This is a genomic window from Streptococcus sp. P25B114, from assembly GCF_053010325.1.
In genome coordinates this window covers 63,361-76,691 of the sequence record NZ_JBRKNW010000006.1, presented here as the reverse complement: position 1 = coordinate 76,691, position 13,331 = coordinate 63,361, and the positions used below count along the sequence as shown (strand labels likewise).

Genomic DNA, 13,331 nt, shown 5'->3' with positions numbered 1-13,331 from the left:
AGGGGTGCTATTTGTTGGGTCTATTCAATTTTTTTGAGTTATTAGGTTTCACAGCCGGTATATTACTCTTCATTATACCATAAAATAAAGCCTTGGTAAATTGAATTGACGGAGAATTGAAAATGATATGGTTTTCAATTTGTTGGGCAAATTTAAATTCCGAGTTAGCCACCTATAAGAAATTCTCTCGGTGACTTATAGCCCAAACATTTTTTGGGATAGTCATTGATCCAATTTTCGATAAAAGCGACTTCTTTCGAGGTCGTTTTTGTGGTTCCTTTCGGCAACCACCGTCGGATAAGCCTATTGTGATTCTCGTTCGTGCCTCTCTCCCAAGAAGAATAAGGGTGAGCGTAGTAGATATGTTCCTCCGGAAACACTTCTGACAAGCGACTAAACTCGGTTCCATTATCTGTAGTAATGGATTTGATTTGGAACTCCTTCAAGACGAGTTTCAAGGCCTGATTCACAGCCTTAGCCGATTTATTTGGAATCAATCGAATGATTTGGTGGCGACTTCTCCTGTCCGTCAAGACCAAAAGGCATTGTTTATGACCAGGTCATTGACCTGACAGAGCTGAAGGAGGCTGGGTGAGACAACCTAGCCTTTTCAATTTGAATTTCTCTCTCAAATAGCTTACAATAGAGAGATAGCAGTTCAAAGGAAGAAAATCATGAAAATTTTAGCATTAGATAGTTCCAATCAGGCTCTTTCGGTGGCGCTGGTGGAAGATGGCCGCCTGCTGGCGGAGACGCTCTTGGCCATCAAGAAAAATCACAGTATCAGCCTCATGCCGACAGTGGATTTTTTAGTGGCTCAGGTCGGTTGGACACCCAAAGACCTGGAGCGAATTGTCGTGGCTCAGGGGCCTGGTTCTTACACGGGCTTGCGGGTAGCGGTGGCGACGGCCAAGACTCTGGCTTACACTCTGCAGATTGATTTGGTCGGGGTTTCTAGCCTGCAGTCGCTGGTGCCAGCTGGCCTCTCTGGTCGGGTGGTTCCGCTCATTGATGCGCGCCGCAATTCGGTCTATGCTGGGGTTTATGAAAATGGCAGAGCTACTCAAGCTGACCAATACTGGGTATTTGAGGAATTATTGGCTAGCCTGTCTGGTCAGGAAAACCTGACTTTTATCGGGGAAGTAACAAACTTTGTCGAGCAGATAAAACAAGCTTTTCCAGAGGCGGCTATTCAAACCAGCCTGCCGTCCGCCTATCAGCTGGCGGTGATTGGTCAGGACTTGTCTGTGGTGGAAGTGACCAGTTTTGAGCCAGCCTACCTCAAACGTGTCGAGGCTGAGGAAAATTGGCTCAAGGACCATGCTGCTGGTGATGAAAACTATATCAAACGTGTATGATTGAAATTAGGAAATACGAGGGGCAGGCGGACTTAGTTCCGGCTGTATATGCCGTTTTGACGGATGTGTATGAGCGGTCGCCTTGGACGGAAAGTCAAGTGGCTGCGGATATGGCTGGGGCGGATACGACCTATTATCTGGCCTATGAAGGTCAGGAGTTGGTCGGATTTTTGGCTGTTCAGACGGTGCTGGATGAGATGGAAATCTTGCAGATTGCTGTCAAGGCTGATTTTCAGAGGCTGGGAATCGCCAGTCAACTGATGGCTGCTGTGATGGACTGGGATGGTGACATCTTCCTCGAAGTGAGGGAGTCTAATAGTGCAGCTCAAGCCCTCTATACACGCCAGCATTTTACCAAAATAGGAAAACGAAAAGACTACTACCGCCATCCTGTCGAGGACGCGGTGCTAATGAAGAGAGAGTGGAATGGAAGATAGATTGATTTTGGCGATTGAGACCTCCTGTGATGAGACGTCAGTGGCGGTTTTACGAGGTGAAGCGGAGCTTTTGTCCAATGTGATTGCCAGTCAGGTTGCCAGCCACCAGCGTTTTGGGGGTGTGGTGCCCGAGGTGGCTAGCCGCCACCATGTGGAGGTTATCACGGCTTGCATCGAGGAGGCTTTGCTTGCGGCTCAGGTAACGGCTGAGGACTTGTCAGCGGTTGCGGTAACCTACGGTCCAGGCTTGGTCGGGGCACTCTTGGTCGGGATTTCGGCGGCCAAGGCTTTTGCCTGGGCACATGGTTTGCCTTTAATTCCTGTCAACCACATGGCAGGGCATTTGATGGCGGCGCGTGCGGTCAAGGAATTGGAGTTTCCGCTCTTGGCTCTCTTGGTCAGCGGTGGGCACACGGAGTTGGTCTATGTGTCAGAAGCGGGCGACTACAAGATTGTCGGTGAGACGCGCGATGATGCGGTCGGTGAGGCTTATGACAAGGTCGGTCGCGTTATGGGCTTGCCTTATCCGGCTGGTCGGGTCATTGATGAATTGGCTCATCAAGGTGAGGACATTTACAATTTCCCGCGGGCTATGATCAAGGAAGATAATCTGGAGTTTTCATTTTCGGGTCTCAAGTCGGCCTTTATCAACCTCTACCATAATGCCCAGCAAAAAGGGGAGACCTTGTCCAATGCGGACCTGTCAGCCTCTTTCCAAGCTTGTGTTATGGACATTCTCATGGCTAAAACCAAGAAGGCCTTGGAGCAATACCCTGTCAAGACCTTGGTTGTGGCGGGCGGTGTAGCAGCCAATCAAGGCTTGCGTGAGCGTCTGGCGGCTGAAATCACCGATGTGGATGTGATTATCCCACCTCTTCGTCTTTGTGGTGACAATGCCGGGATGATTGCTCTTGCGGCTGTGTCCGAGTACAACAAGGGTAACTTTGCGAGTTGGGAGCTCAATGCCAAGCCGAGTTTGGCGTTTGATAATTTGTAAGAGTTTTGTGAGAGGTTGGACGTTTGCCCAGCCTCTCGTTATCAATAGGAGAAGATATGAAGGATATGAATTTTCGGTCGGGCATGGAAGCAGCTCTGCCGACGGTTTTGGGTTATGCTAGCATCGGTTTTGCTTGCGGGGTGGTCTCGGTCAATTCAGGGATTACAGCCGTTGAGATGGGGCTGATGAGTCTCTTGGTTTACGCGGGGAGTGCCCAGTTTGTCATGTGTGCTATGATTTTAGCTGGGGCCCCGCTTTTGTCCATTGCGGTGACGGTATTTTTTGTTAATATCCGCCATTTTTTGATGAGTTTGCACACGACAACGATTTTTCAAGGCAATAGCCTGGGTTCTAATATTTTGATAGGTTCCCTCTTGACGGATGAATCTTATGCGGTGCTTTTGCGAAAGCATGTTGAGGAAAAGCAGATTGCGCCCAGCTGGATGTATGGCAATAATCTAGCCAGCTATGCCTCTTGGTTTATCTTTACAGTTTTGGGAAATGTGCTGGGCGGTTTGATTGCTAATCCTGAGGCTTTGGGCTTGGATTTTGCTTTGATCGCCATGTTTGTTGGGATTTTTTCTGGCCAATTGGAGGCTATGGCTCGGCAACTTCCTATGAAGAAGATTGGTTTGATTTTGCTTTCGGTTTTGGTGGTTTATGTTGGCTTGGCAAGCCTAGTCTCGTCTTATTTGGCGGTCTTGTTGGCGACGCTTGTTGGATGTACAGTGGGGGTGATGGTTGATGGTCAATAAAACTATATTTTTGATTATTCTAGCTGCGGCTGCGGTGACTTGGTTTCCGCGGATTCTCCCGTTTGTCTTGACTCAAAAAAAAGGTTTGCCTGATAGACTGGTCAAGTTTCTCAGCTTTTTGCCGCTGACCATTATCTTTGCCTTGACCTTATCTAGTATTATGGACGAGGAGGTTGGACGGTTGCCGAGCTTCTTGCCGGTAGAAAGCCTAGCTTTACTTCCAACTTTTTTGGTGGTTCTCAAGACGAAAAACATCTTGCTTGCGGTCCTGGTTGGTGTTCTGACGACAGCGCTGCTAAGATTGGTATCTATATAGAAAAAAAAGGAAGGGCTGGGACTCTTCCTTGGCTTAGCGATTTTCTTGCCTCCACTTAGACGGCGATTGGTGATAGTGACGTTTGAAAGCAGTGGAATAATTGGTTTGAAGATAGGTCTGTTGGTTTAATTTCTTAATGCTCATGAATCTCTTGCATTTTTATAAAATAAGTTATATAATAAGGACGTTGAAAACTAACTTGCAAATCTACAAGTTATATTTTTCACAAAAAGGATTAAAAGGCTTGCCTTTTAAAAATACAACTCGATTTTCATAAGGAGGAAATCATAAATGGTAGTTAAAGTTGGTATTAACGGTTTCGGTCGTATCGGTCGTCTTGCATTCCGTCGTATCCAAAATGTTGAAGGTGTTGAAGTTACTCGTATCAACGACCTTACAGATCCAGCAATGCTTGCACACTTGTTGAAATACGACACAACTCAAGGTCGTTTCGACGGTACTGTTGAAGTTAAAGATGGTGGTTTCGAAGTTAACGGTAAATTCGTTAAAGTTTCTGCAGAACGCGAACCAGCTAACATTGACTGGGCTACTGACGGTGTAGAAATCGTTCTTGAAGCAACTGGTTTCTTTGCATCTAAGTCTGCTGCTGAGCAACACATCCATGAAAATGGTGCTAAGAAAGTTGTTATCACTGCACCTGGCGGTAACGACGTTAAAACAATCGTTTTCAACACTAACCACGATATCCTTGATGGTACTGAAACAGTTATCTCTGGTGCTTCATGTACTACAAACTGTTTGGCTCCAATGGCTAAAGCTCTTCAAGACAACTTCGGTGTTGTTGAAGGTTTGATGACAACTATCCACGCTTACACTGGTGACCAAATGATCCTTGACGGACCACACCGTGGTGGTGACCTTCGTCGTGCGCGCGCTGGTGCTGCAAACATCGTTCCTAACTCAACTGGTGCTGCTAAAGCTATCGGCTTGGTAATCCCAGAATTGAACGGTAAATTGGACGGTGCTGCACAACGCGTACCTACTCCAACAGGTTCTGTAACTGAATTGGTTGCTGTTCTTGAGAAAAACGTAACTGTTGACGAAATCAACGCTGCAATGAAAGCTGCTGCTAACGAGTCTTACGGTTACACTGAAGACCAAATCGTATCTTCAGATATCGTAGGTATCTCATACGGTTCATTGTTCGACGCAACTCAAACTAAAGTTCTTGACGTTGACGGCAAACAATTGGTGAAAGTTGTTTCATGGTACGACAACGAAATGTCTTACACTTCACAACTTGTTCGTACTCTTGAGTACTTCGCAAAAATCGCTAAATAATCCTTAGTGAAAATGAAAAGAGGCTTCGGCCTCTTCAGATTGCAGACAAATATCGTTTCGGTATTTGTCTTTTTTACTGTTTTTAGAGAAAAGTGTCTGTTTTGGTGCTTAAACCACCTCATCTGGACAAAATAAAAAGGCTCTCCCGCCATCCTTTTGACAAGTTTTTTGAGATTTAAGCACGCCAAAGAGTTCTATCTAAAACAAGAAGACTTGACTAGGATTAAGTTCAACGTATCTTCTCAAGGGTTATGTCAACACCGTCTTTTTAAATACAGTTAAAAGGTCTAATAAATAGGCCTTTTTATAATTAAAAAAACAGATTCGCGGATTATTCAGAAAATTCTTGTAAAATAATGTGATGAAAGTGCTTTACTTTTTAGTAGTAAATAATATATAATAACACCAAGAAAACGTTTGCATATTTTGGCTAGAAAATAAGAGAGGAGATATATGACGACGTTGGCAGATGTGGCGAAAAGGGCCAATGTTTCAAAGATGACAGTTTCCAGGGTTCTGAATCATCCAGAACTCGTTACGGAAGAGTTAAAACAGATGGTCTTGTTAGCAATGAAAGAGTTAGATTATCAACCGAATGTTGTGGCAAAAGCCCTTGCACAACAACGAACTCTGACAGTCCAGGTCATTATCTTAGAGGAAATGGAGACTGTCGAGCCTTATTATGCTGAGTTGATAGCAGGAATTTCACTCGGACTGAGCGAAAAAAACTATACAATGCAAATTGTGACGGATCGGAATCAAGTGACAGAACAATGTGACGGCTACATTGTCACGGGCGCGCGTATAGAAGATTATGGCTGGTTGCGGAGTTTGTTGAAACCCGTAGTCTTATTTGGCGAAAATATGGTGGGACTTCCGTTTGTAGATACACACAATAAGGAAGCAACCTACCAAGCAAGTCGCTTTGCCTTTGAGAAAAGCTATGAACAGGTCGTATTTGTTGGGATAGATTTGCCAGATGCCTTTGCACAATCTAGGGAAGCTGGGTATGTAGAGGCAATGGAGGAATTGGGACATCCCCCTAAAATTTATCGTCTAGAAAACAGGTCTAGGGTATCAGAAGACTTTGTAAGACAATTGGACTTGTTATCACCCAATACTTGCTTTATATGTGCTTCTGATCGCATAGCGCTTGGTATTGAGCGGGGGTTATTATTTTCATCAAAGAGAGTCCCAGAAGATTATGGGATTATTGGATTTGATGGAATCTTTATTGACCGCGTTTCTCGTCCTCAATTAACCACTATGCGGCAACCGTTCCGAAAAATGGGGAGAATTACTGTTAATCAGTTAATGACTCTGGTGGAGGGCTGTGAATTAAAGGAACAAAAGCGATTTTGCCAAGCTAGCTTGGTAGTGAGAGAAAGTACTAGAGCATAAAATGAATGATGCTACATAACTAATAGAGGGGTTGTTAAATCCAGTGTTGATGGGTACGATGACTGGGTAAATAAAGAGTACAATCCCTTTTTTGATTAAGAAAGCTGTTACCGATAACAATTAAGAAAACGTTTGCAAAAGAAAATATTTTTTATATACTATTATCATATTATACATACCAAAGGAGTACGGCATGAATAGAAAACGTTTGCGTTTAGTAAAAAAATCACCAATGTTTGAAAAAAAAGTTATTTTCGGAATTCGTAAGTTTACGATAGGAGTTGCGTCCGTCGGTATAGCGACAGCCTTTTTAATGTCTGGACCTGGTCAAACAGTTCATGCTGAGGAAGTGGCTACTCCTGTGGAAGCTATTATAACCGATGTTTCTGAGCAGCCTGTCGAAACAGTTGAGCCAGCCCCAGTTGCAGAGACTACGCCTACAGCCTTGGATACAGCACCAAGTTCAGAAGAAACGGTGACTGAGTCTACATCAAATTCAACTGGAGTATCAGAAACAGTTGAGACTCCAGCAGTAACGGAGGTTGTTGAAACAGTAGATAATGCATCAGCAGAACCGCTGGCAACTACTGAAACAGCTGTGGCAGAAAGAGCTGCAGCAGAAACAGCTACATTATCCACCCCGGCAGAAGCACCAATTGAAGAAGGCAGTATTCGTCTGCACTTTGAAAATGTAGATGAAACAGCGCCAGAGAGCCAAGGACTGTGGACTTGGGGAGGAGTGGCAGAGCCGTCCGATGGTAATCAATGGCCAACGGATACAGCGAATTTTTCAAGCAGTCAGGTAGATGACTACGGCCATTATGTTGATATTAAAAAATCTGAGACACCAGGCACAATCGGTTATTTGGTCCTTAAAGATGGGGAAAAAATAACAGAATCGGACCAAAAAGTGGAGCTTCTTGTTCCGGAACAAAATGAGGCTTGGATTGCTAGCGATTATACTGTTTCTAGCTATGAGCCACTCAAGGATGATAATGTTCTCCGCATCAACTATACACGTGATGACAGCAATTACGATGGTTGGGGTGTATGGACATGGGGAGATACGACTGAAGCGAGTGATGGTTGGCCAACGGGCGCCCTTGACTTTAAACTTGGCAAATACGGTGCTTATGTTGACATTCCTCTTTCAAATGGTTTAGATTCTAAGCTTGGATTTCTACTAATCAATCAGAATAATCCAGATCTTGCTGGCAATAAATCGATTGATTTAGCTTTTGCAGATCGTAAACGGCATAGCCAAATATTCCTTCGAAATGGTGACGACAAAGTTTATACCAATCCATATTTTATCGAAGAGAAAGTAGAATTAGATACAAGTAAAGCTACTCCGGGTACAAAAAATGTAACTGTTGAGGCAAGTGTGAAAGCACCATTCAACTACAATGAAAGCGGCTTGGTATCTGTAACTGTCACCAACCCTGAAAATGCTGAGATTGTCAAAATGGAAGTCGATACAAGTGCCATCGGCGGAGGTCTTGTGCCAATCTCTACTGAGCTTAATCGTGTAACGATTAAGGCAACTTCTGACACAGCGCCAGGGACATATAGTCTTCCTGTAAAAGTCTATGATAAAGACAATGGTTACTACGAAACAAAATTGGATGTGACCATTACGGAGCGCATTAAGGCAGAAGGTGAAAAAGACTGGGATGAGCAAGTCATCTACTTTATGATGACCGACCGTTTCTACAATGGTGACGTTAGCAATGATCAGGTGGTTGACGGAGATGTGACCAATCCTCGCGGTCTTTACCAAGGCGGTGACTTCAAAGGAGTTACAGCTAAGTTGGACTACTTGAAAGAATTGGGTGTGGATTCTATCTGGTTGACTCCGATTGTAGAAAATATTCCACAGAATGTTGGTAGCGCAACAGATGGAGAGTACTATGCTTACCATGGTTATTGGGCATCCAATTTTGAGAAACTTAATCCACATTTGGGAAGTTTAGCTGATTTCCATGAATTGATTGATGCCGCAGCCGAAAAAGGCATCAATATTATTGTTGACGTAGTGCTTAACCATGCTGGCTATGGTACAGAAGAAACCTTTGCAGGTATGGTAAGGACTAAGGAAGAAGACAAGCAAGGGGATGACCAGCTCGGTTCGCTTGCAGGATTGCCTGACTTCAAGACAGAAGAAGCAGCTGTTCGCAATCAGTTGGTTGCTTGGCAGGCATCTTGGTTGGAACGCTCAACAACTGCCAAGGGCAACTCTATCTATGGCTTCCGTGTCGATACAGTCAAACACGTTGATGATACAACCTGGCAACATTTCAAAAATGAATTGGTGGATAGAGACCCTGACTTCCACTTGATTGGGGAAACTTGGGGAGCTAACTATAAAGATACCAAGGGTGACTTGGGAATCGGTACTATGGACAGCTTATTGGACTTTGGCTTCAAGGATATCGCCAAGTATTTAGTCAATGGTCAACTGAAAGCAGCTGGAAAAGAGCTAGAAGAGCGTAGCAAGGTTCTTACTAGCGCAGCTTCTCTGGGTCAATTCTTGGGTAGTCATGACGAAGATGGTTTCCTTTACAGTCTCGGTGGCGCAGAAAAAGAAGGAAATCTGGATAAACTGAAATTGGCTGCTAGTCTCTTGATTACTGCTAAAGGTCAGCCAGTCATCTACTACGGTGAAGAATTAGGCCAATCTGGGCAAAACAACTGGCCAGTTTATGACAACCGGTACGATTTCGATTGGAGTAAGGTAGAGACAAGTGACATAGAGGACCATTACCAAAAATTGTTGGCTTTCCGTAATGCCAATTCAACATTGCTCTCACGTGGTGATACAAGCACCCTTGCTGGAAATGATAGCCAAGGTTGGCTTATCAGCAAACGCAGTTACCAAGATCAAGCTGCCTATCTTGTCTTCTCAACCAATACCGAGAGCAAGGAAATGGCGCTTGAAGTATCTGGTCAGGATGTAGTTGTCACAGATGCCTACACAGGAAAATCTTATCAAGCTATCGAGAAAGATGGTAAATGGGTCGTTCAAGTAGAACTTCCAACTATCGGTCAAGGTGGTACCATGCTCCTTCAGACAGAAGCAGGAGACATCGTCAATGCAAGTGTTCAAGGAGCAACTGAAGAACCAATTGAAGCAGGTTACTTCCGTGTTCACTTTAAAACTCTACCATCTGATAATCTATCTAGCCTAGGGTTATGGACATGGGATGATGTCGAAAAACCATCGTCAGATCTTGGTGCTTGGCCAACAGGTGCAACCAATTTCAGTACTGCTAAGCAGGATGACTATGGCTATTATCTGGACATCAAGATGAAAGATGAAACAGCTAGCAAGATTAGTCTATTGATTAATAACACTTCTGGTGATAACATCACAGGTGACAAGACCATTGAACGGATTAGCACCAAGATGAATGAAGCCTGGTTTGATGAGAATTATCAACTCAGCCTCTATCAACCGCTCAAAGAAGGCTACATCCGTATCAATTACTTCCGTACCGATGGTAATTATGATCAGAAAGGTCTCTGGATTTGGGGTGATGTGACTGACCTTACCTTGGGTGACTGGCCAAATGGTATTGATTTTGAAAACCAAGGCAAGTACGGTGCCTATATTGATGTTAAATTAACAGATTTACCAAGTTCCATTGGCTTCTTGCTATTGGATGAAAGCAAGTCAGGAGACGATGTGAAGATTCAGCAGAAAGATTATAGCTTTAAAGATTTGAAAAATCAGACACAAATCTTCCTCAAGGATGATGATGCGACTATTTACACCAACCCTTATTTTGTCAATAATGTCCGTGTAACAGGCGTTTCTCATGTTAGCCTAACAGCCTTAGAAGCAGCCTTCACAACATTGGAAGGTGCGGATAAGGATAGCATCTTGGAGAAATTGTCTGTAACAGATAAGAATGGTCAGACAGTTGCTGTGACGGACCTTGTCTTGGACCTTACCAGCAACAAGGTGCGAGTCCTCGGGGATTTCAACCAAGAAAATGCGGGCTATACCCTCAAATATGGCAATGATAGCTTCACAACAACTATGAGCTGGCAGTTGAAGGATGAGCTTTATGCTTATGATGGAGAACTTGGTGCGCGTGTGAGTCAGGCTGGTAGTGTCGTTGATATGACTCTCTGGTCTCCAAGTGCAGACAGTGTGGCAGTCGTTCTTTATGATAAGGATGACCAATCTAAGGTGGTCGGGAAATTGGCCATGACCAAGGGCGATAAGGGACAATGGAACCTCGAATTGAACAGTCAATCAGGTCTTGGTATCGCGGACTATCGTGGTTACTACTACCATTATGAAATCACTCGTGGGGATCAAGCTGTTCTTGTTTTAGATCCATATGCTAAGTCTTTAGCGGAGTGGAATAGTGATTTGGCAGATACAGATCCATCTTATCGGATTGCAAAAGCTGCGATTGTGGATCCATCAGAAGTTGGTCCAAGTGGTTTGGACTATGCCACAATTCCTAACTTCAATCAGCGTGAAGATGCCATTATCTATGAAGCCCATGTTCGTGACTTCACATCAGATCCTGCTATTTCCGATGAATTGACTGCTCAGTTTGGTACCTTTGCTGCCTTTGCAGAACGTCTCAGCTACCTCAAAGACCTAGGTGTGACCCATATTCAGCTGCTCCCAGTTATGAGCTACTATTTTGTCAATGAATTGAAAAATGCAGAGCGGATGAGTGAGTACGCGTCAAGCAACAGCAACTACAACTGGGGTTATGATCCACAGAGCTACTTTGCTTTTACTGGTATGTATTCTACAGATCCGACCGATCCAATGAAACGCATCGAGGAATTTAAAAACCTGGTCAATGAAATTCACAAACAAGGCATGGGTGTGATTTTGGATGTGGTCTATAACCACACTTCTAAGACTTTCTTATTTGAAGATTTAGAGCCAAACTATTATCACTTCATGGAGGCTGATGGTACGGCTAAATCAAGCTTTGGTGGTGGTCGTCTGGGAACAACTCATTATATGAGTCGCCGTGTCCTCGTTGATTCCATCAAGTATCTTGTGGATGAGTTTAAGGTAGATGGTTTCCGTTTCGATATGATGGGTGACCATGATGCCGAAGCGATTGAGCTGGCCTTTACCGAGGCACAAAAACTCAATCCAAACATCATTATGCTTGGTGAAGGTTGGAGAACCTTTACAGGTGATGCCAATCAACCTGTTCAGCCAGCGGACCAAGATTGGATGAGTTCAACAGATACGGTTGCGGTATTCTCAGATGACATTCGCAATACACTTAAATCTGGTTATCCAAACGAAGGCCAGCCAGCCTTTATCACAGGCGGTGCTAAGAGTGTAGAATCTGTCTTCAATAACATCAAGGCACAACCAGGCAACTTCTTGGCAGATGATCCAGGTGATGTGATCCAATATATTGCTGCGCATGATAACTTGACCCTCTTTGATATTATCGCTCAGTCCATCAAGAAGGATCCGTCAGTTGCTGCAAACTATACTGAAATTCACCAACGTCAACGCTTGGGTAATTTGCTAGTCTTGACTGCTCAAGGGACACCGTTTATCCATTCTGGTCAGGAGTATGGACGGACCAAACAGTTCCGCCATCCTGATTACAAGGAGCCAGTTTCAGAGGACAAGGTACCGAACAAGGCGCATTTATTGACCAATGCAGATGGAACGCCATTTGACTATCCATACTACATCCATGATTCTTACGATTCATCGGATGCGGTCAACAAGTTTGACTGGACCAAAGCGACAGATGAGGCGCTCTATCCAGAGAATACCCGTACTCAGGCCTTTACAAAAGGATTGATTGCCTTGCGCAAATCCACAGATGCCTTCCGTTTGGGAACAAAAGAAGAAGTTGAACAGAAGGTTAGCTTGATTTCAATTCCAGGTCAAAATGGCATTGCTACAAACGATGTGGTTATTGCCTATCAAACCATTGCAAGCAACGGTGATCGATATGCAGTATTTGTCAATGCCGACAGCAAGGAGCGCAGTTTTGTTCTTTCTGATAGTTACAAAGACTTACTGCAGGGTCAAGTACTGGTTGATGGTGAGCGTGCAGGTGTAGAAGCATTGTCTGATTTAGTGGGTGTCGAATTGACTAATAGCGCAGTTGTTCTTGCACCTTTAACTGCAACAGTGATTCGTTTGCCATATATCATTACAGAAGTTCCAGATACAGCCCCTACTGCTGAAGAAAAACCAAGTCTAGACTTTACTACAAAAGAACGTACAGAAGAAACAGTCCTTCCGATTGCAGAGGAAGTTCGCTATGATGCAACTCTCGCAAAAGGTCAATCTTATGTGCTTCAAGAAGGTAAGGCAGGTAAGAGAGTCTTGGTTTATCAAGATGTCTTGGTTGACGGCAAGGTAGTAGCAACAAATCTGTTATCTGAAACAGTAGTAGATGGTGAGGCACGGATTGTTGTTAAGGGTAGTATGGAGGCTAAGGAAACAGTAGAAAAACCAAGTCTTTCTACTCCAATAGCTCAAGTGTCTGAACAAACCACAAGTGCATCAAACAAAGAAAGCCTACCAGCTACAGGTGACCGACAAAGTGATTTGGCACTTCTAGGCCTCGGACTTGCTGGACTTGGTTTGACAGTTGCTGCACAAGGAAGAAACAAAAAATTAGAAGAATAGTATTCTTCGGTCGTAACAATAGTTTTTACAGTTTTTGGTAAAAACTAAAAATGTAGCAAAATTATTGAGATAGACCACATTATAAAACGCATAGAATCAACGGTTCAAGTGACATA

At 44.0% G+C, this 13,331-nt stretch carries 8 protein-coding genes and 2 pseudogenes; 8 read left to right on the top strand and 2 right to left on the bottom strand.

Annotated elements, in window-relative coordinates:
* Window positions 1-164: 164 nt before the first annotated feature.
* Window positions 165-545, bottom strand: a pseudogene (locus tag ACVC7T_RS04370) (IS30 family transposase); the annotation flags it as partial.
* A 129-nt stretch (window positions 546-674) separates the two neighbouring features.
* Between ACVC7T_RS04370 and tsaB the strand changes: the two are divergent.
* The 6 genes from tsaB to gap all read left to right on the top strand — a co-directional run bounded on the left by tsaB (window position 675) and on the right by gap (window position 5,165).
* Window positions 675-1,358 (top strand): tRNA (adenosine(37)-N6)-threonylcarbamoyltransferase complex dimerization subunit type 1 TsaB, encoded by a 684-nt coding sequence (gene tsaB, locus ACVC7T_RS04365; protein ID WP_394735632.1) that lies wholly within the window; start codon window positions 675-677, stop codon window positions 1,356-1,358.
* Window positions 1,355-1,795 (top strand): ribosomal protein S18-alanine N-acetyltransferase, encoded by a 441-nt coding sequence (rimI, locus tag ACVC7T_RS04360; protein ID WP_172096375.1) that lies wholly within the window; start codon window positions 1,355-1,357, stop codon window positions 1,793-1,795. Before tsaB ends, rimI begins: the two co-directional genes overlap by 4 nt.
* The gene (tsaD, locus tag ACVC7T_RS04355; RefSeq protein ID WP_105111116.1) at window positions 1,785-2,792 is read left to right on the top strand and encodes a tRNA (adenosine(37)-N6)-threonylcarbamoyltransferase complex transferase subunit TsaD; all 1,008 of its coding nucleotides are present in this window, start codon (window positions 1,785-1,787) and stop codon (window positions 2,790-2,792) included. The genes rimI and tsaD overlap by 11 nt, the downstream gene beginning before the upstream one ends.
* Before the next feature lie 56 nt (window positions 2,793-2,848).
* Window positions 2,849-3,547: an AzlC family ABC transporter permease gene (locus tag ACVC7T_RS04350; RefSeq protein ID WP_447262552.1), complete on the top strand. Its 699-nt coding sequence runs from the start codon at window positions 2,849-2,851 to the stop codon at window positions 3,545-3,547.
* The gene (locus tag ACVC7T_RS04345; RefSeq protein ID WP_105111114.1) at window positions 3,537-3,863 is read left to right on the top strand and encodes an AzlD domain-containing protein; all 327 of its coding nucleotides are present in this window, start codon (window positions 3,537-3,539) and stop codon (window positions 3,861-3,863) included. The genes ACVC7T_RS04350 and ACVC7T_RS04345 overlap by 11 nt, the downstream gene beginning before the upstream one ends.
* Before the next feature lie 291 nt (window positions 3,864-4,154).
* On the top strand, window positions 4,155-5,165 hold the full coding sequence (gap, locus tag ACVC7T_RS04340) for a type I glyceraldehyde-3-phosphate dehydrogenase (protein WP_105123035.1): 1,011 nt from the start codon (window positions 4,155-4,157) through the stop codon (window positions 5,163-5,165).
* On the opposite strand, the pseudogene ACVC7T_RS04335 reads toward gap, so the two are convergent.
* Window positions 5,111-5,356, bottom strand: a pseudogene (locus ACVC7T_RS04335) (hypothetical protein); the annotation flags it as partial. The gene gap and the pseudogene ACVC7T_RS04335 overlap by 55 nt on opposite strands.
* A gap of 262 nt (window positions 5,357-5,618) precedes the next feature.
* On the opposite strand from ACVC7T_RS04335, the gene ACVC7T_RS04330 reads away from it, so the two are divergent.
* Together ACVC7T_RS04330 and ACVC7T_RS04325 are read left to right on the top strand one after the other, a co-directional pair.
* Window positions 5,619-6,566: a LacI family DNA-binding transcriptional regulator gene (locus ACVC7T_RS04330; RefSeq protein ID WP_105111112.1), complete on the top strand. Its 948-nt coding sequence runs from the start codon at window positions 5,619-5,621 to the stop codon at window positions 6,564-6,566.
* A 193-nt stretch (window positions 6,567-6,759) separates the two neighbouring features.
* Window positions 6,760-13,215 carry a pullulanase gene (locus ACVC7T_RS04325; RefSeq protein WP_447262551.1) on the top strand — a complete coding sequence of 2,152 codons (6,456 nt, stop codon included), beginning with the start codon at window positions 6,760-6,762 and terminating at the stop codon, window positions 13,213-13,215.
* The last annotated feature ends 116 nt before the right edge of the window (window positions 13,216-13,331 follow it).